We start from the raw sequence: 23,077 nt of genomic DNA on the forward strand, positions 1-23,077 counted from the left end.
TTCATTCACAGAATCGTATCCCCGGAAGGAGGAGTATGCCATGTCCCTTCCTCCCCAACTACGCAAGGTTGCCCCCACGGTCTGGGAACTCCCCGTGTCATACAAGGACGGCATGCTGGTCCCGGCGCGGATCATCGCCACGGAAGGGCTGTTGGCCGGCATGGAGGCGGGGGTCTTCGAGCAGACGGCCAACGTGGCCTGCCTGCCCGGCATTCTGAAATACGCCTACTGCATGCCCGACGGCCACTGGGGGTACGGCTTCCCCATCGGCGGCGTGGCGGCCATGGACCCGACGAGCGGCGTGATCTCCCCCGGCGGGATCGGCTTCGACATCAACTGCGGCATGCGCCTGGTGCTGACCACCCTGACCGAGGAGGAGGTGCGGCCGCGCCTGCGCCAGCTGGTGGACCTGATGTTCGCCCGTATCCCCACCGGGGTCGGCTGCACCGGTTTCGTGCGCTGCTCCCGCAGCGAGTTCCGCCAGGTGCTGGAGAAAGGCTCCCACTGGTGCCGGGAGAAAGGCTACGCCTGGCCCGAGGACCTGGAGATGACCGAGGAGGGGGGCTGCTTCGGCGGCGCCGATCCCGACGCGGTGAGCGACAAGGCCACCCTGCGCGGCTTCGACCAGATCGGCACCCTGGGCTCCGGCAACCACTACTGTGAGATCCAGGTGGCCCGGCCCGAAAACATCTTCGATGCCGCCACGGCCCGCTCCTTCGGCATCACCATCCCCAACCAGGTGGTGGTCATGTTCCACTGCGGCAGCCGCGGTTTCGGCCACCAGGTGGCCACCGACTACCTGCAGAGCTTCCTGCGGGTCATGACCACCAAGTACGGCATCCAGCTCCCCGATCGGGAGCTGGCCTGCGCCCCGTTCCGCTCTCCCGAGGGGCAGGCCTATTTCGCGGCCATGAAATGCGCCGTCAACATGGGGTTCGCCAACCGCCAGGTGATCCTGTACCGTCTGCGGGAGGTGTTCTCCCAGATATTCCACCGTTCCCCCGAGGAGTTGGGGATGCGCATGGTCTACGACGTGGCCCACAACACGGCCAAGCTGGAGCGCCATCTGGTGGACGGCACGCTGCGGGAGGTGCTGGTGCACCGCAAAGGGGCCACCCGCGCCTTCGGCCCCGGCATGGCCGGCATCCCCGCGTGCTACCGGGAGACCGGCCAGCCGGTGATCATCGGCGGCAGCATGGAGACCGGCTCCTATCTGCTGGCAGGGGAGGCGGGGGCGGCGGCCACCTTCTTCACCACGGCCCACGGCAGCGGCCGCACCATGAGCCGCCACCAGGCCAAGAAGATGGTCAGGGGGCAGAAGCTCCTGGGCGAGATGGAGCAGCGGGGGATTTACGTGCGTACCGATTCCTGGGGCGGCCTGGCCGAAGAAGCCGGTTTTGCCTACAAGGATATCGATCTGGTTACCGCCGCCACCGAAGAGGCCGGGCTCTCCCGGCGGGTGGTCAAGCTGGTGCCCATGGGCAACATCAAGGGGTAGCCATGCCCTACCGGTTCCTGGACGACATCGCCACGGCCGACGTGGCCTTCGAGGCGTGGGGGGCAACACGGGAAGAGTTGTTTGCGGCCGGCGCGGATGCCCTGCTGCGCACCATGGTCCATGACCCCAAGGTGGTGGAACGCCGGGAAGAACAGGCCGTCACGGTGGATGACGCGGACCTGGACCTGCTGCTCTTCTCCTTCCTGCAGGAACTGGTCTTTCTCAAGGATGCCCGGCGGCTGCTGTTGCACCCGGAGAAGGTGCGGATCGCGGAGGAAGGGGGACGCTTCCGGCTGGATGCGGTCCTGCGGGGCGAGGGGATCGACCGGCAGCGGCATCCCCTGGTGGTGGACGTCAAGGCGGTCACCCTGCACCGTCTGCGGGTCGCCTGCGAGGCCGGCGTGTGGCGCGCCGTGGTGGTGCTGGACGTATAAAGGTACTAGGCCTGAATACGTGACGCCGCCATGCCTCCGCTGGTCCGGAAGGCCTCTGCCCCTGCGTTTTAAGAGCTTGCGACGATCAGACGGAGTACGGGCCTCGTGAGTGAGTTGTTGCGACACGGCGGCGTGCGGGCTCCGGCTCTTCCGGACACTACGGCATTCCGGCGTCACGTATTCAGTTAGAGTTAAAGAAGCCGCATCGCTTGCCGCCCGTCGCCGTTGGGGTATACTGCTCTCTACACTAAGTTATCTCCCGTTACGGACAGAGAGGATATGCCATGGACCTGAAGGATACCCGCACCACCATCCTCAACGAGGGGGACCCGGAACAGAAACGGGCCGAGATCCTGGATTATTTCCATAGAACGTTCGACATCGACGAGAAACTCTACGAGACGCTCCGGCACGACGACACCTTTTACCTGCGGCCCGACCGGCTGCGGCACCCGCTGATCTTCTACTTCGGCCATACCGCAACCTTCTTCATCAACAAGCTGACCATCGCCAAGGCGATCGACAGCCGCATCAACCCCCGCTTCGAGTCCCTGTTCGCCGTGGGTGTGGATGAGATGTCCTGGGACGACCTGGATGCCACCCACTACGACTGGCCGACCCGCCAGGAGGTCAAGGAATACCGCGACAAGGTCCGGGAACGGGTGGACGGCCTGATCCGCCGCCTGCCGCTCAAACTGCCCATTACCTGGGACGATCCGTTCTGGGCCGTCATGATGGGCATCGAACACGAGCGTATCCACCTGGAAACTTCGTCGGTGCTGATCCGTCAACTGCCCATCGACCAGGTGGTGCAGCTTCCCTTCTGGGCGATCTGCACCGAGGCGGGGGAACCGCCGGAAAACCGGCTGCTTCAGGTCGCGGGTGGCCCGGTGGTCCTGGGCAAGGCCGCGGATCATCCGCTCTACGGCTGGGACAACGAATACGGCCACCACGAGGCCACGGTAGCCGGGTTCAAGGCCTCCCAATGCCTGGTGTCCAATCGGGAGTTCCTGGCCTTTGTCCAGGCCGGAGGGTACGGGGAGCGGCAGTGGTGGACCGAGGAGGGGTGGAACTGGCGGGAGTTCAGACAGGCCGGGCATCCGCTCTTCTGGATCAAGAGCGATGGCGGCTGGAAGCTGCGCACCATGGCCCAGGAGATCGATCTCCCCTGGAACTGGCCGGTGGAGGTCAACTGTCTGGAGGCCAAGGCTTTCTGCGCCTGGAAGGCGGCCGCTGCCGGGCTCCCCATCCGCCTGCCGACCGAGGACGAATGGAACCGGCTCCGGGACGTGTGCGCCATCCCGGACCAGCCCTGGTGGGAGAAGGCGCCGGGCAACATCAACCTGGAGTACTGGTCGTCGTCCTGCCCCGTGGACCGTTTCCGTTCCGGCGATTTCTTCGACGTGGTGGGCAATGTGTGGCAGTGGACCGAGACCCCCATCTACCCCTTCCACGGTTTCCGGATTCATCCGTGGTACGACGATTTCTCAACCCCGACCTTCGATACCCGCCACAACCTGATAAAGGGCGGCTCGTGGATTTCCACCGGCAACGAGGCGACGCGGGATTCGCGCTATGCCTTCCGCCGGCATTTCTTCCAGCACGCCGGGTTCCGTTACGTGGAGAGCACGGCGCCGGTGGAGGTGCATCAGGACCAGTACGAGACCGACACCCTGACGGCCCAGTATTGCGACGCCCACTACGGGGAGGAGCACTTCGGCGTGGCCAACTTTCCGGCGACCTGCGCACAGTTCTGCCTGGAGGCGATGGCGGGACGCTCCAAGGGCCGGGCCCTGGACCTGGGGTGCGCCCTGGGGCGGGCCTCTTTCGAACTGGCCCGGGGCGGTTTTCAAAAGGTGACCGGGCTGGATTTCTCCACCCGCTTCTTCCGCCTGGCGGCCCGCATGCAGGAGGAGGGCTACCTGCGCTACGCCTTCCCCGAGGAGGGGGAAATCCTCTCCTTCCACGAGGTCGGCCTGGCCGACCTGGGATTGGAGGGGGGGCGCGACCGGGTGGAGTTTTCTCAGGCCGACGCCTGCAACCTGCCGGAAAAATTCACCGGCTACGACCTGGTGCTGGCGGCCAACCTGATCGACCGGCTCTACTCGCCCCGCCGTTTCCTCTCCACCATCCACGAACGCATCAACCCGGGCGGGGTGCTGGTGATCACCTCTCCCTACACCTGGCTGGAGGAGTTCACCAAAAAAGAAGAGTGGCTCGGGGGGTACAAGGATGCGGGCGAGAACGTGACCTCGCTGGAGGGGCTGGAGAACGCCCTGGCCCCCCGTTTCCGCATGCTGGGCGAACCGCGCGACATCCCCTTCGTGATTCGCGAGACCCGGCGCAAGTTCCAGCACACCGTTGCCGAGATGACCGTATGGGAGTTGAAAGGGGGGCGTTGAAAAACAGCCGTCAGACCTTCGTCCTCGAAAGCCCTTTCGTGCGGCGTCGCGCTGCGGTCCCTCACCCAATCCCTCTCCCGGAGGGAGAGGGCACGGCATGCTCTCCCCCTCTGGGGGAGAGATAGAGAGAGGGCTGCCTCCTCGGGGCTTGTCTCGCGGGTGCGGCGAGCTGGCTATTTTTTGAAAACCCCGGTTTTTCACAGTCTACTATGGAGGGAACCATGAACGAACGGATTACCGAACTGGAATTGCGTTTCATGCAGCAGGAACACACCATCCAGGAATTGAACGACACCGTCTGCCGCCAGGAAATGACCATTGAACGGCTGGTGCGGGAGCAGAGCCTGATTCGCGAGCAGCTCCGCCTGCTGGCGCCTTCCATCAACCGCAGCGCCGACGAGGAGGAGCCGCCGCCCCATTACTGAGGGACTAGGTATGCACCTGATTGGTTTATTAATAAAGCATTTATAATTTGTTTTGACCATGGATTCGTGGTATACAATTTTGCTTTCGTATTTTTACTAGTGTATTTTTAATCGTTAATCGATCTCATCGAAGAGGCAAAACCAGGGTAACCTGGCGACGCAAAGCTACCTGTCCAGTGCCGGCTGGATAGAGGGGCCGCCGAAGTGACACAATACGACCATTGTGACAAGGCCCACCTTTGCGTAAAAGGTTGGGCCTTTTTTGTACCATGATCGTTATCACTGTCTGCGGATTGGGCGCGGAGCGCCGAAAGGAGAGTCAATGTCGAACGCACTGGTACCGATAACGGGGGCTGGCGGGTCGAGTGAGCTGGCCCAACTGGTCAGCTTCAACATCTGCAACGAGGAATACGGGGTCGAGGTCCTGAAGGTGCGGGAGATCATCCGCATGACCACCATCACCCACATGCCCAACACCCCGCCCTACGTGGAGGGGGTCATCAACCTGCGGGGCAAGGTCATCCCGATCATGTCCATGCGCAAGCGGTTCGGCCTGGCCGAGACGGCCAGCGACAGCCAGACCCGCATCATCGTCATCGATATCGCCGGGTCCCTGACCGGCTTCATCGTCGACTCGGTAGCGGAGGTGATCCGCATCACCGGCAGCGAGATCCAGCCGCCCCCCAGCATGACCAGCGGCGGCCTCGAACAGGAATTCATCGTCGGCGTCGTCAACCGGGCCGACCGCATGCTCATCCTGCTCGACCCGGACAAAATGCTCTCCCGGACCGAACGGGAGTACCTGGGCGAGTGCTGACCATGACTGCCCCCGTGGGCGCCCACAACCAGACAGAGGAAAGCAATGCACGATGAAGCATATCTGATCGGCCGACAGCCGATCCTGAACGGACGGGAAGAGATCGCGGCCTTCGAGCTGCTCTTCAGATCGCCGGACTCGGTCACGTCCGCCCGGTTCTCGAGCCCGCTGCGGGCCAGCTCCCAGGTAATCGTCGCCACCCTCTCCGCCATGGGCATCGAAACGCTCCTGGGCCGGCAGCACGGTTTTGTCAACGTAGACACCGAGCTCCTCATGAGCGACGTCATCGAACTTCTGCCCCCCGAGCGGATCGGACTGGAACTGCTGGAAAACGTCGAACCCCACCCCGAAATCGTCAAACGGTGCCGGGCGCTCAAATCCCGGGGCTACCGGCTGGTCCTGGACGACCACGAATACAGCCCCGCCTTCGAGCCCCTCTACGCCGGCCTGGTGGACATCGTCAAGATCGACCTGGTGAAGACCCCCCTCACCGACCTCCCCGCCATGGTGGAACGCCTGCGGCGCTACCCGGTCAAACTGCTGGCCGAAAAGGTCGAAACCCGCGGCGTCTTCCTGCGCTGCCGCAGCCTGGGCATGGAACTGTTCCAGGGGTATTTCTTCGCCCGTCCCAGCCTGATCCAGAAACAGCGGGTGGCAAACGCCCTCTCCGGCTTCCTCACCCTCATGCAGCAACTGGCCACCGGCGCCGAGACCGATGAGATCGAGGCCACCTTCAAGGAAAACCCGGCCCTGGTCTACAAGCTCCTCATGCTGGTCAACTCCGTCTCCGTCGGCCTGCACGAGAAGATCCGCACCATTCGCCACGCCCTCACCATCATCGGACGGCAGCAACTCAAACGCTGGGTGCAGATAGCCCTCTTCGCCGGTGACGGCCGCCAGGGCGCCGACAACCCGATCATGCACCTGGCGGTGGCCCGGGCCACCTTCATGGAAGAGCTGGCCCGCACGCCGCCGCGCATCGACATGTGCGCTCCCGACGAAGCGTTCATGGTCGGCATCCTCTCGGTGCTGAAGGATGTGTACGAGATTCCCATGGACGAAGTGGTGACCAGCCTGGGGCTTTCCGACGACATCCGCAACGCGTTATCGGACCGCAAGGGTGAGATGAGCGTCCTGCTCTCCCTGGCAAAAATGCTTGAGGAGAACGCCTTCGGCGAGGCCGCCGAATGCTTCGAGGTGCTGGGAATTCCGCTCCTGTCGGTGCTGGACTGCCAGAGAAAGGCCTTCAATTGGCATTTGGGGGCGGCGTGACACCCTCGCGCCATGCCGGCAAGCAGAAAAGAGCATTGCATTGTTATTGGCGCTGAAGCCATATTCCTGGAGGTAGCAATGAAAAATCTGACCATCGGAACCCGCCTGCTGGCGGGATTTTCTATCGTTTCGCTCTTGCTGGTCATCGTGATCGCCACGGCGGTCAACGGTCTCTACACGAGTGGCGACCAGTTGGAAAACGTCAATCGCGTCAGCGACCTGAGCGCCAGGGTCGCAAAAGCGCAGATGAACCTCAAAAACATCGACGAATCCATCAAGGGGCTGATCCTGGCCGACACCCCCGCGGACCGGGAAAAGTTGACCGCCCGCATCGTGGAATACCGGAAAACATATCGCGACAATGTCGCCTTTGTTGAGAAAAACACCAAGACACCCGAAGGCAAAAAGCTGGTTGAAAAACTTAAAAATGTCGCTATTGCCGGGGATGAGGTTAATAAAAGACTCACCGATGCGGCCCTGGCCGGCGACGGCACCCTGTTCAAGTCCCTGATGCACAGCGAGGGAGAAGCGGCGATCGGGCGGACGACCCAGGCCGCCGACGCCTTGCTGGATTTTTACGAAAAACGGGTCAACCTGCGGGTGGCGAGCGCCAAAGATGCCGGTAAAACGGCCATGGAGGTGATCTACGGCCTTGGACTGGCGTCCCTTGTCCTGAGCATCCTGACCGCCTTGGCCATCACCCGCAGCATCAAACGGCCTCTGGGCGAGATCGTGGGTTCCATTACCCATATTGCCGACGGAGACCTGACCCGTCGCGTCGCGTACGGGAGCAGGGATGAACTGGGGCAGCTGTGCGCCCATTTTAACGACTTCGTCGGCAGGTTTCAGAATATCATGCTGCAGCTCATCACCGATGCCGGCAAGGTCGCTTCGGCCTCAACGCAACTCATGAGCACGGCGCACCTGATGGCGGAAGGTTCCGAGGAGGTCGTCGCCCAGGCCAGCACCGTTGCGACCGCCGGCGAGGAGATGGCCGCGACCTCCAACGACATCGCCCAGAATTGCCATATGGCGGCCGAGAGCGCCCAGCGCGCCAACGATGCCGCCGTGGAAGGCTCCGGCGTGGTGCAGGCGACGGTTGCCGTTATGGGCTCGATAGCGGAGCGCGTCAAGAGTGCGGCAAAGACCGTCGAGTCGCTTGGCGCACGCTCGGACCAGATCGGCGCCATCGTCGGGACCATCGAAGATATCGCCGATCAGACGAATCTTCTGGCCTTGAACGCCGCCATCGAAGCGGCCCGTGCCGGTGAGCAGGGACGCGGTTTTGCCGTTGTCGCCGACGAAGTCCGGGCACTCGCCGAACGGACGACGCGCGCAACCAAAGAGATCTCGGACATGATCAAGTCCATCCAAAGCGAAACCAGAAGCGCCGTCTCCGCCATGGAAGAGGGCAACAGCGAGGTCGAGCGGGGAACCCAGGAGGCCGGCCGCTCGGGGAGGGCGCTTGAGGATATTCTGGAGCAGATCAACGCCGTCACCCAGCAGGCGAACCAGATAGCCACCGCCGCCGAAGAACAGACCGCTACGACCGGCGAGATCAGCAGCAACATGATGCAGATAACCACCGTCGTGCAAAGGACCTCGCGCGGCGCGGGTGAAACGGCGGAAGCAGCCAAGAGCCTGTCGGCCATGTCGGAGGAGTTGCAACGCATGGTCAGCCAGTTCAAAGTGACGTAAGTCGGCCAGCGCTTGCCGGCCGGAAAACGTCCCGGGCATGCTCGGGCGCTCTTGACGCGGCAATAAAAAACCTGTACGTTTGCACGATACGGCCAAAGGGGGTTGCGGGATTCTTTCCGCATCTCCCTTTTGCGTTATGGCTGCCGGTCGCCGGCGACGCCATGGTATACTTTACCGGAGGGCCCGGCGATTATTACTGCTGCATCCCAGGAGAAGCATTATGCGCTATTCACCTCTTTTGACCGATCTGTACGAACTGACCATGCTGGCCGGCTATCTGGATGAGGGGATGGCGGACAAACAGGCCGTGTTCGACCTGTTCTTCCGCGCCAATCCCTTTGAGGGGGGCTATGCCGTATTTGCCGGTCTGGAGCCGGCCCTGGAGTTTCTGGAAGGTTTGCGTTTTTCGGAAGAGGAGCTGGCCTATCTGGCGGGACTCGGCCTGTTCTCCCCCCGCTTTATCGATTTCCTGCGCGACTTCCGTTTTCGCGGCCGGGTGACCGCGCCGCCGGAGGGGACGCTGGTCTTTGCCAACGAACCGATTCTGACGGTGGAGGGGACTCTGGCAGAGGCCCAGCTTGTGGAAACGGCGTTCCTTACCATCATCAGCTTTCAGACCCTGGTGGCGACCAAGGCGGCGCGCATCTGCCATGTTGCCGGTGGGGCCGAGGTGATCGAGTTCGGCCTGCGGCGCGCCCAGGGGCCTGACGGCGGGCTTTCCGCGTCCCGGGCCGCCTGTGTGGGCGGAGCCGGCAGCACGAGCAACGTCCTGGCCGGCATGGCTTTCGGCCTGCCGGTGCGGGGGACCCATGCCCATAGCTGGATTCAGGCCTTCCCCGACGAACTGACCGCTTTCCGCGCCTATGCCAAGGTCTTCCCCGACGCCACCATCCTCTTGGTCGACACCTACGATACCCTGGGAAGCGGCATGCCCAACGCCATCATCGTTGCGCGGGAATTGCGGGAGCAGGGCCATGAGCTGCGGGGCATCCGCATCGATTCCGGCGACCTGGCCTACCTGTCCCGCGAGGCGAGGCGCATGCTGGACGAAGCCGGCTTTCCGGATGCGCTCATCGTGGCATCCAACGAGCTGGACGAGTATGTGATCGAGTCCATACGTAACGAGGGGGGGCGGATAGATGTCTACGGGGTGGGCACCAAGCTGGCAACCTGCTCCGGGGCGGGTGGCGTTTCACTGGGCGGGGTCTACAAGCTGGTCCGGGTTGATGGGCAACCCAAGCTGAAGGTAACCAGCGACATGGCCAAGGCGACCCTGCCGGGGAAGAAACGCCTCCTGCGGGCAACCGGCCCGGACGGAGCTTTCATTCAGGACGTGATCTGCCTGGCGGAGGATGACCTGCAACCGGGCGAAACGGTCTATGACCCGACCAACCCGCTGCAGCACAAGATCCTTCCCGAGGGTGCCCGGCTGTCCGATTTGCGGCAGGTGGCCATGGAAGAAGGGCGCCGCACGGTTGCCGTGGAGCCGCTCGGTGCCATGACCGCCCGGTGTCGGCGCGAACTGGCCCTGCTCCCCCAGGGGTGCCAGCGTTTTATCAACCCCCACCGCTACAAGGTCTCGGTGTCTCCCCGCCTGAATGAGTTGCGCTGCCGGCTGATCAGCGAAGTCGGCAAAAAGGGGGCATAGCCATGGAACGGGGCAGTGCGCTGTTAATCGTGGATGTGCAGAACGATTTCTGCCCCGGCGGGGCGCTTGCCGTGCCGGACGGCGACGGGGTGGCGGTGCCGCTCAGCCGGGCCGCGGAACGGTTCAGGGGGGCAGGGCTGCCGGTATTTGCCAGCCGCGATTGGCACCCTGCCGTGACGAGGCATTTCAAGGAGTACGGCGGGATGTGGCCGCCGCACTGCGTGCAGGGGAGCCGGGGGGCCGATTTTCACCCCGCTCTGAGCCTGCCGCCGGGCACGACGGTTATCTCCAAGGGGACCGCACCCGATAGCGACAGCTATTCGGCCTTCGAGGGGATCCGCGAAGACGGGGCCACCCTGGGGGCATGCCTTGCCGCTCTGGGAGTGGGCCATCTCTACGTCGGCGGCCTGGCCACCGACTACTGCGTGCGTTCGTCGGCCCTGGATGCCGTACGGGCGGGCCTCACGGTGACGGTATTGACGGATTGCGTGGCAGGGGTGGAGCTGCAACCGGGGGACTCGGCCCGTGCCCTGGAGGAGATGGCGGAAGCCGGGGTGCGCTTTGCCACGGTTGACGGGATATAGTGCCCCAGGATGACTATACCCCAAAGAACAGGTTGGCGCCGGTTCCCCCCTTTGGCAAAGGGGGAAGACAAACAGTAGCTTTGTTCTGGTCACAGTCCCGTTGTTTTTTGTAAGTAAGTGTCCTCACTGATACAATTTTTTCTGTATCAAAATGATACAGTAAAAGGCTCCCAAGCAGGTTTTGGGGCCTTTTTTTTTTATGTGAAAACAGAAGGTTGAGGGCGGGAACGTTTTATGTTAATTTTATTAACATTTTGATTTTACATTGAAATTTGAGTTTGCGGGGTGTAGAAGGGCAAGAGAAAGTGCACAGAGATCGGCGGTGTTAAAGGGTAGGTTGAAAATATGTAGAATGTTGAACTGCCCCTTAGAGGGTGTCCCTTAAAATTTGAGTTTTGGAGACCTGACCCCCTGTTAGTTTCAAAAGACAGAGATTTTCACTTTGGGGTTGGTACCAACATTGATGGCCCTGAATTTCAGGAGTGGATTATTAGTCGCTGATCTTAGCAGCCAACACGCGGCGACAGCGGTCTCCGCTGACGCTCCGTCGCTGGCGCCTTGAGACGTTGGCCACAGTACTACAGCTGCTTCTGAGAGAGGAACAAATGAGTTATTGCTCTGAAAATATTTTGCCAGCAGACACCAAAATACGAAACTTGCAAGATCTAGTTGAGTTGTTAGGTTACAAAAAAATTAAGATCGCCTACAAAATACCTGGTGAAATTGCTCATTATTACTGGTTCGAAGAAGAAGAGTACCGTTCATATACTGGCATAGAGCTTTCGATATATAGAACTGAACAAGGTGAAGTATCTGTCCAAACAAGATCGAGAATTGCACGGAGTTACTGGGACCTTGCGCACCAGAATGAAACGATACGACGCATAAGAAGCTATTTCGGAGGTATATTTAGCACTGATGCTGGAGCTAATAGGTATGAACATGTTGAGGGAACACCACCAACACAAGCTCAATCAGGCTGTCATCGCGCATTCCAACGATTTGGTAGCAATATTATTAAAGCCATGAGATATATTGATGAGCGATCATTTACATCAGACAGAATTAAGTATAATGAGCTAGAATTTCTACAAGCCTATAGCCCGAGAGTACTTTCAAATAATCTACTTTTGCCATTTATGACTAGCGTTCTCGAAGATTATTTTAAATCTACATTTATTTCTATATTGAAATCATCTGAAAAGAAAGAAACTTTCTTTAAAGGAAATCGGTTCTCTTCAGAGCACCTCACCCTGATATCTGATAGACAATTAAGTGTAGAGGACGCCACTGCAGAATCCCTTTCATTCCAAAATATTAATTCAATTTGCCAGCACTTTAAGAGCTTAGAGCCTAAACTCGATTTAGCTGGTGTGCTCAGGAAACCTTACCGCAGGAGAAAAGAGTCGCTTTTCGATAGCCTCGAAAGAATGGTAAAACGGAGGCACCTAATTATCCATCAAGCAACTATTGATATTACTTTAAAGGACATAGATGCTGCCCGAATGATCGATGATTTACAGGAGTCGGTTGTCCGTTGCTATAAGCGAATTACAGATTTCTATATGTGGGAATTCGACCAAGGGTGGGGCTGCTCAAGTGCAGTTTCTAGAGTGCGAAAAACATCCAGCAGTATGGACGAGAATCTGGTGGAAAATCTTCGGGGCGGAGAGGGCCAAGCTTTGGAGAATTGAACGATAAGTGAAAGCCAACCAATCGTGGCAGTTATACTTCGCGTCGCTCAGCTTCTACGCTCTCCACCGATCCAATGCTAAGAATTATTTTGACATGTGGGAAGCTATGAATTGAAAAGGGAGCTTACAAGGGGTCAGGTCTCCAAAATTCAAATATGATGGTATGCTTTGATCTGGTAAATAAATTTATCAGCCAAAGGGGATTGCCATGGCGCGATCTTTGCGAATTGAGTATCCGGGAGCATTCTACCATGTCACATCGAGAGGCAACGAGCGTAAGGATATTTTCAAAAGCCAGAGGGATCGTGAAAAGTTCCTGGACTACCTGGAATCATCGGTAGAACGCTATGGGGCGATAATCCATACCTATTGCCTGATGAGTAACCACTACCACTTGTTATTGGAGACACCGGCAGGGAACCTGTCCCAGATCATGCATCACATAAACGGAGCGTACACCACCTATTTCAACACCAAACGAAAACGGGCCGGGCATCTGTTTCAGGGGAGGTACAAGGCATTGCTCGTGGAATTTGATGAATACGCCCAAGAACTGAGCCGCTACATACATCTGAACCCGGTGAGAGTCGGGATGGTAGCGCGCCCGGAAGAATATCGGTGGTCAAGCTACCAGTGCTATACGGGCCAAGCTTCCGCGCCCGCGTGGCTTCAGACGAAGGTGATACTTGAATATTTTGGAAAACGTGAAGCGGAATCAAAGAAGAAATATCGCGGATTTGTCGAAAGTCTGCTTGGGAAAGAATACGATAACCCGGCCAGGAGCGTATCTGGAACCACCGTGTTAGGCACGCCCGGTTTCCTGGAAAAGATTACGGCAGCTCACCTTGCGGGAAAGGATGTGGACAGGTCAGTCCCGGAAATCCGGCGACTAAAGGCCTCTCCCGAACCGGCGGAAATAATCGAGGCCGCAGCAGCAATAATAGGCGAGAACACAAAACTGGCCCGACAGGTGGGAATGTATCTTTGCCATAAGTATAGCGGCAAGAAGTTACGTAAAATTGGCGAGCAGTTCGGCGTAGGGGAAACTGCGATATCAGAAGCGCACCGCCTGCTGGCAAGAAAAATGGAAGTGGACAAAAAATTGTCAGAAGATGTTGAACGTGTGAAGTTAATCCTTGAAATTTGAGTTTTGGAGACCTGACCCCATGTTAGTTTCCTCACGCCGCCCGGGCCAGGCGGGGGGTATGGGGAGACACTCATTAAAATACGCTGCTGTCAACCGAGGTAAGACCCTGAAAGGGCAGGCCTACATTCAACATTTTTCTTTGATAGAAGAGGAACTCTGCCGATCAAAGGAGAATAAAATGGTGCGACCATGAAAGGTCGAGTAACCCAATTAAAATTAACGCATGCCAGCCTAACTGTGTAGGAAATGAGGATCAAAGGCAAAAAGGGGACAGGCTACTTTTTGAGAAAACAGAAACCTTTATTGCTTCCCTATCATTGTCCGACCAGCAACACGTCAGCGCCTTCAAGGGATAATACTTCGGCGAGCTTTCGGTCGGCGCACACAAAGCGGTCTTGTTCAATTTCGCAATATGTTACATATACGGCAGCCTGAAGACTGTCGGGGGTCCGTAGCGACAACTTGCGGGAGTGAGTTGCAAGCAGGCGGCAGGCCTCCTCGAAAATAAGCGAGGTTATGTTCAGAACTTCAAAGCGGTTTTCCTGGTCGCTGGAAAACCGTTTGAGTACCACTCAAGAGCCTAAATAAAAAAGGCGACCGCTTGGCCGCCTTTCTCAATTAAAGGGTATATCCTCACGCCGCCCGGGCAAGGGGCATCTTGTCGATTGCCGGCGGCGCGCCGCTCTCGAAAAGCGTTTCTATGGCGTCGAAGTCGATAGCCTGCTCGGCTTGTCCGGTTATCAATGAGATTTTTTCGGTGTCTTCGGCCGAGATCTTGGACACGTGGCCGCTCAGCGCAGTGAAAGCCTCGGCCGTGGTCTGCTCGATGCGGATATAGGGGATGCCGCTGTCGTCGATGATCCGCTGGGTGATGGCCGACACCGGCGCATGCCCGGGGATGACCATCCCGGCGATCAGTTTGTGAAACGAAGGGATGTTGTACAGCGACGAGAGGGTGACCAGGAGTTCGTCACGGGAACTCGTGGAAATCAGCATGGTCGATTCCCGCAGGTTGTCGATGACCTTCTGGGAGGAGGCGGCACCCAACTGGAAGTGATGGATGATGCGCATTTTCTTGTTCTGGTCCCCCATCAACGGCCGTTCGAGCAATTTGGCGACATTTTGCAGCGTCGGGTCGGCCAGGACCGGCGAGTAATCGAAGGCCCCGCAGACCCGGATCTGTTTGCTCTCGAAATAACGCTCCAGGTAGGACAGGGACGATGCGCGCTTTTCCGCCAGCAGTTTGTTGACCAGCAGCATGCGTACATCTACGCCCTCCTGCTCATACAACGCCAGATTGAGCCGCACGGAATCGATAACGTTGCCGATGCCCCCCCCCGCCACCATCACGACCGGCGCATCCAGCAGCTTGGCCATGTCGGCGTTGTTGAGGCCGATAACCGAGCCGACGCCGCCGTGGCCCGCCCCCTCGATCAGGAGCAGATCGTAGCGTGATTCCAGCTCCCGGCAGGCCGTGGCAACCTTCTCCATGGCCCACTCGCGGGACAGCTCGCCGTCCACAAATTTCTTGGTGGCGCCTTTGCCGATAACCAATGGCGACATGAGGGCGATCTCGTGCTCCAGGCCAAAGACCTGGGCCATCAGGGCCGCGTCCTTGTCCACGATGACGCCGTCGAACTCAAAGCATTTGGGACCCAGCGGCTTGATATAGCCGACCCGTTCATACCGCTGCCGCGCCAGATGCATCAGCGACAGGCTGATGGTGGTTTTACCGCAGTTCTGGCCGGTGGCGGCGATGAAGAGTTTTTTGCACATGGCCGAATACTCCCTGAACGTACAAGACATACGGGTAACGCGCTTAGTATAGCGGGCGGCTTCGTCATTACCAATCACGTATACCTGTAGACGTGTATACTATTGCGGCGGGGGGCGAAATCCGGTGCCCGGCGTTCCGTCCCGTGCTATAGTGGCGACGGCACGTGGTGCGATGCGCGAAAGGAGTTTCCCATGGACAATCTGCTGGATGCTGTGGAGGTGCGGGTTCTCGGCTGTCTGATCGAAAAGGAGATGACCACGCCGGAGTATTATCCCCTGACCCTGAACGGGCTCACCGCTGCCTGCAACCAGAAGTCGAACCGCGACCCGATCATGGCCCTGGCCGAGGATGAGGTGGTTCGTGCCCTGGACGGGCTGCGTTTCAAACAGTTGGCGGTGGTTTCGGCCGACGGCGGGCGGGTGCCCAAATACCGCCATATCCTGGCGGAGAAGCTGGGGTTGGTACCGGCTGAACAGGCTGTTGTCTGTGAAATGATGGTGCGCGGCCCCCAGACCGTGGGGGAGCTGCGCACCAGGGGCGAGCGGATGCATCCTTTTGCCGATCTGGCTGCGGTGGAGGAGGTGCTGAGGGAGTTGATGGCGCGCGAAACGCCGCTGGTGATGCGCCTGCCCCGTCAGCCGGGGCGGAAGGAATCCCGCTATGCCCAGCTTTTTGGCGGCGAGCCCGAACCCGTGCCGGGTGAAGGCGCTCCGCCGCCCGAAGCGGCCCGGCAGCGGGTGATGGCGGAGCATGAACGGATCGGGAGGCTTGAAGAGGAGGTTGCCCTCCTGCGGACCGAGGTGGCTGCCCTGCGCCGGGCGGTGGAGGAGTTCAAGGCTCAGTTTGAGTAGTGGTCCCGAAATCGGTCTGCTCGGATGGCCAGAAGCGCCGCTGCAACTCCTCCAGCAGCGGCGCCAGGCTCTTCCGGTCCCGGGCCGAGATGGTCAGCCCCCCCGTGGTGCGGGCGACCTGGCGCACCTTGAGGAAGGCCACCGTGTCCTTCTTTTTCAGGTCGTTCAGGATGTCGGCCTTGTTGAAGACCAGCAGTTCCGGTTTTTCCCCCAGCCCCAACTCGGCAAGAATGGCCCGCACCTGGGCGATCTGGTCCTCGAAGCGGGGATTGGCCGCATCCACCATGTGCAGCAGCAGGTCGGCGTCCTGCAACTCTTCCAGGGTGGCCTTGAAGGCCCCCAGCAGGGAGGCGGGCAGGGAACGGATGAAGCCGACCGTATCGGTGATGATCACCTCCCGCTCCCGGGGAAAGCGGAGGCGGCGGGTGGAGGTATCCAGGGTGGCGAAGAGCAGGTCTTCGGTAAAGACCTCGCTCTGGGTCAGGGCGTTCAGGAGGGTGGATTTGCCGGCATTGGTGTAGCCGACGATGGAGATGATCGGCACGCCGGCCTTGACCCGCTGGCGGCGGCGCTGATCGCGGCCCCGGGAGAGTTCCTTCAGTTCCCGCTCCAGGCTGGCGATACGGTCGCGGATACGGCGGCGGTCGGTCTCCAGTTTGGTTTCGCCCGGTCCGCGTCCGCCGATGCCCCCCATCAGCCGCGACATCTGCACACCCCGGCCGGTGAGGCGCGGCAGCAGGTACTTGAGCTGGGCCAGTTCCACCTGGACCTTGCCGTCCAGGCTCTTGGCCCGGCGGGCGAAGATGTCCAGGATCAGCTGGCTGCGGTCGATGACCTTCAGTTCGGTCATGGCCGAGATGGAACGGATCTGGGCCGGCGTCAGCTCCTGGTCGAAGACCAGCATGGTGGCGCCCCGCTGGAGGGCGCGGATGACCACGTCGCGCATCTTGCCCTCGCCCATGAGGAAGCGGGGGTTGAGCTTGCGGGGGCGCTGGATGAAGGCGTCCAGCGCCTCGATGCTGGCGGTTCTGGCCAGTTCGCGCAGTTCGGCGATGGAATCCTCGGCATCCTGGCGCGTCCCGCCGGTGGTGACCGAGATCAGGATGGCGCGCTCCAGTGCCTCGCCGCCCCGGCTCGTTGTGCGTACGGCCCGCTCCAGGTCGGCTTCCAGCTCGGAAAAGAAATGGCTGCAGTCCAGGTCGATGCGCTCAAGCGGCGCCACGGGACCGGTAACGGTGGAGGGGCCGCCGTGGGCCGGGGAGAGGTGCGCTATCTGGGCGGAGACCTGGTGCCGTTCCGGGGTGAAGAGCAGGGCGGCCAGCAGGTCGAGGCGCAGCAGGGCGAGGTCGGTGATATCGTCTTCGCTGACCGGTTCGTTCTTGAGGTGGGTGTGGATCAGGCGCAGCCCCCGCAGCGGATGCTTGCCCAGGGGGTAGTCCCGCAGTTCGGGGATAACGAGCCCCTTTTCGTCCCCCACGACGACGTACTCCACCATGCCCTGGCGGTTGACCAGGATGCCGAGCTGGCGGCGGATGTCGGAGGATATCTCGACGAGGCGGGCGGCCAGTTCGGAGGAGCAGAACTCGGCCGGCGGGACGCGCCTCCGGTAGAGGCGTTCCAACGCCTGGATCTGGCTTTGTTTGAGTCCTGCGAGATTGCCGTAAGGTTCTTTGATGGGAAGGCTCCGGGGAACATCGGGCAAAGGTGGAAATCCACCCTTGCCCGAGTGTTGCATTATAGGCCGATTACGTTATAGCCGCCGTCCACGTAGTGGATCTCGCCGGTCACGCCGCTGGCCAGCTCGCTGCACAGGTAGACCGCGGAGCGGGCCACGTCTTCCTGGGTGATGGTGCGGCGCAGGGGGGCCTTGGACTCCACGTGGTTGAGGATGTGGATAAAGCCGTTCACGCCGGAAGCGGCCAGCGTACGGATGGGGCCGGCGGAGATGGCGTTGACGCGGATGCCTTCGGGGCCGAGCGCCTCGGACAGGTAGCGTACGGATGCCTCCAGGGCCGCCTTGGCCACCCCCATGACGTTGTAGCTCGGGAATACCTTCACGGCGCCATGGTAGGTAAGGGTCAGCGCCGCAGCGTTACGCCCCTGCATCATCGGCTGGGCCGCCTTCAGTATGCCGAGGAGGGAATAGACGCTGATGTCCATGGCGGTGGCAAAACCCTCGCGGGTGGTATTGACGATGGTTCCCTTCAACTCTTCCTTGTTGGCGAAGGCCACGGCATGGATGATGATGTCGATGCCGTCCCACCGCTTGCCCAGTTCCGCGAAGACGGCATTGATGTCGTCGTCGCTGGTGACGTTGCAGGGGAGGACCGCCGCGGCGCTCACCGATTCGGCCAGCGGCCGGACCCGTTTTTCGATCGCCTCGCCGGCATAGGTGATGGCCAGTTCGGCCCCCTGCTCATGAAAAGCCCGGGCGATGGCCCAGGCGATGCTCTTTTCGTTTGCTACCCCGAAAATCAGTACTTTTTTGCCCTGCAACAACGGCATCTCTCATGTCCTCCGATTCTTATTGGTGCGGTGAATAGTACAATAAAACGGTTGCTTAGGCAAGGGGGGGAGGGGCGGGTGCGTCATCGGGCCGGTCCTGGCCCGGCGCCGCGGTGTCCGTAACATGCGGGATAGTCTCGACTGCGGCAGGCCGGTCGGGCTGGTGGAGCGCCGCCAACCGGTTTTCCACCTCAGACAGCCGTTTTTCGATGCGTTCCATCACTTCCAGTGTGCGGTCCTGTTTCCCCTTGATGGCGAACACCACGAACGGCATGATGAGCCAGATAATCGCCAAAAAGAAGCCGATAATGCTCATCATGACCATGAAACCGCCAAATATTTCCATGTGTTCTCCGATACTGCGTAATAATTGATCATCTATACCACAGCGCACGGGAAATGTTAAGGTGTTTCCGTCCGGGAACTGAGGAAAAAAAGTACCTAAGAACGCTGTCCGATCATTGTTGCCGCCGCCAGTGCGGCCATTTTTGCCACCGGGAGCAAAAAGCGGTGAAAAATTACCGTGAAATGTGGTAAGTTAAAACGATTTGATAACAGAAAAGGTGAATGCGTGACGCTTATTCCCATAACCTCCCCCCGATTTATTGATGCGGAGTCGCTGGCTTCCCAGCCGGCCTGGAACGAAATTTTTGGTAACGACAACCCCCTGGCGCTGGAGATCGGCTGCGGTACGGGGCATTTCGTGGCCCAGATGGCCCAGTTGCATCCCGACTGGAATTTCATCGCCGTGGATTACTACAACAAGGGGTGCCTGAAGACCTCAAAACGGGCCGATAAGGCGGGGCTGGACAACGTGCGGGTTATCCGCGCCGAGGCCCGCTCCTTCATGGAACGTTGCATCCCCCGTTGCTCCCTGCGGATGGTGGTCATCAACTGCCCCGATCCGTGGCCCAAAAAGCGTCACCGCAAGCGGCGGCTGGTCAATGCCGAGTTCGTCGGCTATCTGTCGGAATTCATGCTGCCCGGCGGCGATTTCCATTTTGCCACGGACTTCGATGACTATGGCGAGGATGTGGCCCGCTTCATGCCGGACATGCCCGGGTTCGCCAACGTCCTTGCCCCCGATCCCTACCGGCATGCCCTGGCGGGGTATCCGCTTTCCAAGTACATGCTCAAATTCATGGACGCCGGCAAACAGATTTACTTTGTCCACTACCGCAAGGCTTCATAGAGGGCGTTGAAAACGGGGGTACAGCCATGGAGGAATCCAGGACGGACAGGGAGATCAGTTTTTTCAGGCCGCGCGGAACCGCCATGCGTGGCGAGGTCCGGGTCATCTGGCTGGTCCTGGCCGGTTGGTTTGCCGCCATCGTCGGTATCCAGGCCGGTGTCTACCTGCTGGAAATCAACTATTCGGAGCTTTTGCTCGAAGAGATGACCTTTTTCAACCTGCCGATCCATTTCTGGCTGACCGGCCAGGTGCTGCCCCTCTGGTTCATCGTTCTCTGCGTGCTCTTCAACATCTGGATGGACCGTCATGCGGCCCGCCGCCTGGACGGCGCTCTGCGCTTCCGGGCCCGTTCCGGCCGGGAGGATGAGTAAATGACCGAATCCGCGGTGCAGCTTCTGCCCCTGGCCATCGTGGTCGGCATGTTTGCCCTGTTCATCGTCTCGGGACTGCGCACCAGCAGCAGGCAGGCCTCCGAGTACGGTGTCGCCGGCGGGTACACCGGGCGGATCGGCATCGGCGCCGCCATTGCCAGCAACTGGATGAGCGCGGCCAGCTTTCTGGGACTGGCCGGCATGTTCTACCTCACGGGGTACTACGCCATGGCCTTCGTGGTCGGCTGGACCGGCGGCTATGTCCTGCTGCTGGTGCTCATGGCCACCCAGATCCGGCGCTTCGGCAAGTACACCGCCCCGGACTTCGTCGGCTTCCGCTATGAATCCGAGGCGGCACGCACCCTGGCGGCGCTCATCGCCATCGGTATCGCCGTCATCTACGGTGTCGCCCAGTTCCGCGGCATCGCCCTGATCGTCTCGTGGCTGTTCGGCATCGCCTATACCCCGGCGGTGGTCGTCGGCGCCGCGCTGGTGGTGGGGTTCGTGGTCGTATCCGGCGCCCTCGGGGTGGCGCGGAATCAAAAACTGCACTACTTCGTGCTGATCACGGCCTTTATCCTGCCGCTGATGCTCATGGCCCGCAAGCTGGGCTACTTCTGGATACTCCCCCAGTTCGGCTACGGCGCCGCCATCAGGGACCTGCAGCAGCAATTCGGCTTCGCCTGGTCGGAGCCGTTCGCCACGGTCACACCCTTTCGCTGGCTGGCGCTCTGTTTTACCCTCATGTTCGGCACGGCCGGCCTGCCCCACGTCCTCTCCCGCTTCTACATGGCCCCGTCCATCCGGGATGCCCGTTGGGGGGTGGTGTGGGGGCTGTTCTTCATTGCCCTGATCTACTGGTCGGCCCCGGCCTACGGCGTCCTGGCCCGCCTGTTCGAGGCCCGCGGCGGCATCGTGCCGAACAGCTCCGACCCGATGGTGGCGGATATGGCGGTGCTTTCCGCCGCCCGTTACAGCGGCCTGCCCCTGTGGTGTATCGGGCTGTTGGCCGCCGGCGGGATGAGCGCCGCCTTTTCCACGGTGGCGGGCATGCTTCTGACCGGTTCGGCCTCGTTTTCCTACGATATCTATCCCCGCCTGATCAGGCCGAACGCCAGCGAGACGGACAAGGTCGTTGCCGCAAAAGGTTTTTTTCTGCTCCTGGCGGTGCTCGTCATGACGCTGGCCCTCAGGCCGTGGGGCATGATCGCCGAGATCGCGGCCCTGGCCTTCGCCCTGGCCGGCAATACCATCTTCCCGGCCTTCCTGCTGGGGATCTGGTGGGGGAGGGCCAACGCCGCCGGGGTCATCAGCGGCATGCTGGCCGGGGTGGCGATTACCTTTGCCCCGCTCCTGGCGGGCATCCTGCCGTTTCTCGCGTCCCTGCCGCCCGCCACGTCGTCGGCCTTCATCGGCGCGCCGCTGGTCATTCTGGTCATGGTGGCGGTTTCGCTCCTGACCCCGCCGCCGGGCGACGGGATCAAGCTGTTTCTTGCCCGCAACGTACATGACACTGCGGAGGAGTGATGGCGGTTCTGGCCACGGCAAAGGGGAGCGATATCACCACCTGGCGGGCTGCCGGGGAGTTTGGCGCCGCCTTCCGTCAGGCGCTTTTGAAGCGGAGCGCTTCCTGCCGCTCCGAGGAGGCGGAGGGGCTGTTCGACGAGACCTGCCGGGAGCTTGAGGCGCTTGCCGGGGAAAACGACGAACGGATGGCGCGACTCGATCGGATCGTCGTCGAGACGACGGCAAGCGTGGACCCGATCCGTCTCGGGGAACTGTGTGCCGTCTTCTATGCGGAACTCTACGACCACTTCGGCCGCTACGGTTCCTGCGTGGCCTTTTACCAGTGCAGCGCGCTCTTTTTGCACGCGTTGAGCGGTTCCCTGCACCGCTCCACCCTGATCCAACTGGGGGAGTCGGGCACGGGGCTGCATGACACGACGCTCGTGGCAATGGGAACGGCCGGCCGCCGGGAGTTTTCCCCCTGCTGCCCGTTGCCGTTGGCGCTGGTCCTTGGGCGGGACGACAATAGCGACCCGGAAGCGGGTTTCCGGTATGCCCGTATTCTCCAGGAGGGTTTTGCGGCCTGCGGCCTGCAGGTCGATGGCGACGTCGCCCCGGTACATCCTCCGTGGCGGGGCAGCCTGCCGGAGTGGGACCGGCGCCTGGAACAAGGTCTGGCGAGGGGGAAGCAGAAGGAGCTGGTCGAACTGCTCAGGTTGGCCGATCATGAAGCCCTTTTTTCCTCCGGGGGAGGGGGAAGCGAGTTCCGGGAGCTTGTGCTGCCGCGCCTGCAACAGGACCGCCGGGCCGTGGGCGATCTTGTGACCCGCCTCACAAGGCTGTCCAACGGCATAGGGATGATGGGGGGGTGGCGCCTGGAGAAGAGCGGCCCGCAGCGCGGACTGTTCCGGCTGTTCGAACATGCCCTGCTGCCGCTCTCGGCCGCGGTCGCCGCCCTGTCCCTGATCCACCGGGTCGGCGCCCCCGATATCCCCCAGCGCATCCGGGCGCTGCTCGGGCGCCAGGCATTGGATGTGGACACCGCCGAACGTTTGCTGCAGTCCTGGCATACCCTGAACGAGTTGCGCCTGACGCGGGAGCGTGAATGTTTCCCGGCCCGGAACAATGGGGCGGCTCTCTACCTGGACATCACGAACCTGAACGAAGATACCCTCGGTATGTTCAGGGAGGCGCTGGAGACCGTCGGGACGGTCCAGCGTCTGGTGAGTGCCGTCTATAACGGGACGGAAGAGTAG

20 protein-coding genes and 1 riboswitch are annotated in these 23,077 nt (G+C 60.7%); of the genes, 16 read left to right on the top strand and 4 right to left on the bottom strand.

The genetic code is table 11. The features are described from left to right. Positions 1-40 precede the first annotated feature (40 nt). The 11 genes from F6V30_RS06375 to F6V30_RS06425 all read left to right on the top strand — a co-directional run bounded on the left by F6V30_RS06375 (position 41) and on the right by F6V30_RS06425 (position 13,619). A complete protein-coding gene (locus F6V30_RS06375) occupies positions 41-1,498 on the top strand; it encodes an RtcB family protein (RefSeq protein ID WP_151155966.1) in 1,458 nt (485 codons plus the stop codon). Positions 1,499-1,500: 2 nt separating this feature from the next. Then, entirely contained in the window at positions 1,501-1,932 is a 432-nt protein-coding gene (locus F6V30_RS06380; protein WP_151155968.1) for an archease, read from the top strand. A gap of 284 nt (positions 1,933-2,216) precedes the next feature. Beyond that, positions 2,217-4,334, top strand: a complete 2,118-nt coding sequence (ovoA, locus tag F6V30_RS06385; RefSeq protein ID WP_151155970.1) for a 5-histidylcysteine sulfoxide synthase — start codon at positions 2,217-2,219, stop codon at positions 4,332-4,334. 221 nt (positions 4,335-4,555) lie between these two features. Continuing rightward, positions 4,556-4,759, top strand: coding sequence for a SlyX family protein (locus F6V30_RS06390; RefSeq protein ID WP_149306775.1), 204 nt, complete (start codon positions 4,556-4,558; stop codon positions 4,757-4,759). A gap of 124 nt (positions 4,760-4,883) precedes the next feature. Next, a riboswitch (cyclic di-GMP riboswitch) is annotated at positions 4,884-4,963 on the top strand. Positions 4,964-5,081: 118 nt separating this feature from the next. Then, on the top strand, positions 5,082-5,576 hold the full coding sequence (locus F6V30_RS06395; RefSeq protein WP_151155972.1) for a chemotaxis protein CheW: 495 nt from the start codon (positions 5,082-5,084) through the stop codon (positions 5,574-5,576). A gap of 45 nt (positions 5,577-5,621) precedes the next feature. Further along, positions 5,622-6,848, top strand: a complete 1,227-nt coding sequence (locus tag F6V30_RS06400; RefSeq protein WP_151155974.1) for an EAL and HDOD domain-containing protein — start codon at positions 5,622-5,624, stop codon at positions 6,846-6,848. A 78-nt stretch (positions 6,849-6,926) separates the two neighbouring features. Beyond that, a complete protein-coding gene (locus F6V30_RS06405) occupies positions 6,927-8,546 on the top strand; it encodes a methyl-accepting chemotaxis protein (RefSeq protein ID WP_246163246.1) in 1,620 nt (539 codons plus the stop codon). A 220-nt stretch (positions 8,547-8,766) separates the two neighbouring features. Further along, positions 8,767-10,194: a nicotinate phosphoribosyltransferase gene (locus F6V30_RS06410; RefSeq protein ID WP_151155979.1), complete on the top strand. Its 1,428-nt coding sequence runs from the start codon at positions 8,767-8,769 to the stop codon at positions 10,192-10,194. Positions 10,195-10,196: 2 nt separating this feature from the next. Further along, on the top strand, positions 10,197-10,778 hold the full coding sequence (locus F6V30_RS06415; protein ID WP_151155981.1) for a nicotinamidase: 582 nt from the start codon (positions 10,197-10,199) through the stop codon (positions 10,776-10,778). Between the two features lie 605 nt (positions 10,779-11,383). Then, the gene (locus F6V30_RS06420) at positions 11,384-12,472 is read left to right on the top strand and encodes a hypothetical protein (RefSeq protein ID WP_151155983.1); all 1,089 of its coding nucleotides are present in this window, start codon (positions 11,384-11,386) and stop codon (positions 12,470-12,472) included. Between the two features lie 208 nt (positions 12,473-12,680). Continuing rightward, positions 12,681-13,619: an REP-associated tyrosine transposase gene (locus tag F6V30_RS06425; RefSeq protein WP_151155985.1), complete on the top strand. Its 939-nt coding sequence runs from the start codon at positions 12,681-12,683 to the stop codon at positions 13,617-13,619. A gap of 633 nt (positions 13,620-14,252) precedes the next feature. Here F6V30_RS06425 and F6V30_RS06430 read toward each other — a convergent pair. Continuing rightward, positions 14,253-15,395, bottom strand: a complete 1,143-nt coding sequence (locus F6V30_RS06430) for a phosphotransacetylase family protein (protein WP_151155987.1) — start codon at positions 15,393-15,395, stop codon at positions 14,253-14,255. A 192-nt stretch (positions 15,396-15,587) separates the two neighbouring features. On the opposite strand from F6V30_RS06430, the gene F6V30_RS06435 reads away from it, so the two are divergent. Beyond that, entirely contained in the window at positions 15,588-16,247 is a 660-nt protein-coding gene (locus F6V30_RS06435; protein ID WP_151155989.1) for a YceH family protein, read from the top strand. Here the strand turns inward: F6V30_RS06435 and hflX are convergent. Genes hflX through F6V30_RS06450 form a run of 3 tightly spaced genes read right to left on the bottom strand, consistent with a single transcriptional unit; the run spans position 16,228 to position 19,098 of the window. Further along, a complete protein-coding gene (hflX, locus tag F6V30_RS06440; protein WP_246163270.1) occupies positions 16,228-17,949 on the bottom strand; it encodes a GTPase HflX in 1,722 nt (573 codons plus the stop codon). The two genes, F6V30_RS06435 and hflX, sit on opposite strands and share 20 nt — an antisense overlap. Positions 17,950-17,981: 32 nt before the next feature. Beyond that, positions 17,982-18,752, bottom strand: coding sequence for an enoyl-ACP reductase FabI (locus tag F6V30_RS06445; protein ID WP_151155993.1), 771 nt, complete (start codon positions 18,750-18,752; stop codon positions 17,982-17,984). A 55-nt stretch (positions 18,753-18,807) separates the two neighbouring features. Next, positions 18,808-19,098, bottom strand: a complete 291-nt coding sequence (locus tag F6V30_RS06450; protein WP_151155995.1) for a hypothetical protein — start codon at positions 19,096-19,098, stop codon at positions 18,808-18,810. Between the two features lie 225 nt (positions 19,099-19,323). Between F6V30_RS06450 and trmB the strand changes: the two genes are divergently transcribed. Genes trmB through F6V30_RS06470 form a run of 4 tightly spaced genes read left to right on the top strand, consistent with a single transcriptional unit; the run spans position 19,324 to position 23,077 of the window. Then, positions 19,324-19,944, top strand: coding sequence for a tRNA (guanosine(46)-N7)-methyltransferase TrmB (trmB, locus tag F6V30_RS06455; RefSeq protein WP_191965592.1), 621 nt, complete (start codon positions 19,324-19,326; stop codon positions 19,942-19,944). Between the two features lie 26 nt (positions 19,945-19,970). Beyond that, entirely contained in the window at positions 19,971-20,315 is a 345-nt protein-coding gene (locus F6V30_RS06460; RefSeq protein ID WP_151155999.1) for a DUF4212 domain-containing protein, read from the top strand. After that, positions 20,316-21,842 (top strand): sodium:solute symporter family transporter, encoded by a 1,527-nt coding sequence (locus F6V30_RS06465; protein WP_151156001.1) that lies wholly within the window; start codon positions 20,316-20,318, stop codon positions 21,840-21,842. Continuing rightward, positions 21,842-23,077 carry a putative nucleotidyltransferase substrate binding domain-containing protein gene (locus F6V30_RS06470; protein ID WP_151156003.1) on the top strand — a complete coding sequence of 412 codons (1,236 nt, stop codon included), beginning with the start codon at positions 21,842-21,844 and terminating at the stop codon, positions 23,075-23,077. The genes F6V30_RS06465 and F6V30_RS06470 overlap by 1 nt, the downstream gene beginning before the upstream one ends.

The organism is Oryzomonas sagensis (assembly GCF_008802355.1).
GTDB lineage: Bacteria > Desulfobacterota > Desulfuromonadia > Geobacterales > Pseudopelobacteraceae > Oryzomonas > Oryzomonas sagensis.

Coding starts and splice junctions, on each gene's coding strand:
- F6V30_RS06375 (WP_151155966.1), top strand. CDS start 41: ATGTCCCTTCCTCCCCAACTACGCAAGGTTGCCCCCACGGTCTGGGAA.
- F6V30_RS06380 (WP_151155968.1), top strand. CDS start 1,501: ATGCCCTACCGGTTCCTGGACGACATCGCCACGGCCGACGTGGCCTTC.
- ovoA (WP_151155970.1), top strand. CDS start 2,217: ATGGACCTGAAGGATACCCGCACCACCATCCTCAACGAGGGGGACCCG.
- F6V30_RS06390 (WP_149306775.1), top strand. CDS start 4,556: ATGAACGAACGGATTACCGAACTGGAATTGCGTTTCATGCAGCAGGAA.
- F6V30_RS06395 (WP_151155972.1), top strand. CDS start 5,082: ATGTCGAACGCACTGGTACCGATAACGGGGGCTGGCGGGTCGAGTGAG.
- F6V30_RS06400 (WP_151155974.1), top strand. CDS start 5,622: ATGCACGATGAAGCATATCTGATCGGCCGACAGCCGATCCTGAACGGA.
- F6V30_RS06405 (WP_246163246.1), top strand. CDS start 6,927: ATGAAAAATCTGACCATCGGAACCCGCCTGCTGGCGGGATTTTCTATC.
- F6V30_RS06410 (WP_151155979.1), top strand. CDS start 8,767: ATGCGCTATTCACCTCTTTTGACCGATCTGTACGAACTGACCATGCTG.
- F6V30_RS06415 (WP_151155981.1), top strand. CDS start 10,197: ATGGAACGGGGCAGTGCGCTGTTAATCGTGGATGTGCAGAACGATTTC.
- F6V30_RS06420 (WP_151155983.1), top strand. CDS start 11,384: ATGAGTTATTGCTCTGAAAATATTTTGCCAGCAGACACCAAAATACGA.
- F6V30_RS06425 (WP_151155985.1), top strand. CDS start 12,681: ATGGCGCGATCTTTGCGAATTGAGTATCCGGGAGCATTCTACCATGTC.
- F6V30_RS06430 (WP_151155987.1), bottom strand. CDS start 15,395: ATGTGCAAAAAACTCTTCATCGCCGCCACCGGCCAGAACTGCGGTAAA.
- F6V30_RS06435 (WP_151155989.1), top strand. CDS start 15,588: ATGGACAATCTGCTGGATGCTGTGGAGGTGCGGGTTCTCGGCTGTCTG.
- F6V30_RS06445 (WP_151155993.1), bottom strand. CDS start 18,752: ATGCCGTTGTTGCAGGGCAAAAAAGTACTGATTTTCGGGGTAGCAAAC.
- F6V30_RS06450 (WP_151155995.1), bottom strand. CDS start 19,098: ATGGAAATATTTGGCGGTTTCATGGTCATGATGAGCATTATCGGCTTC.
- F6V30_RS06460 (WP_151155999.1), top strand. CDS start 19,971: ATGGAGGAATCCAGGACGGACAGGGAGATCAGTTTTTTCAGGCCGCGC.
- F6V30_RS06465 (WP_151156001.1), top strand. CDS start 20,316: ATGACCGAATCCGCGGTGCAGCTTCTGCCCCTGGCCATCGTGGTCGGC.
- F6V30_RS06470 (WP_151156003.1), top strand. CDS start 21,842: ATGGCGGTTCTGGCCACGGCAAAGGGGAGCGATATCACCACCTGGCGG.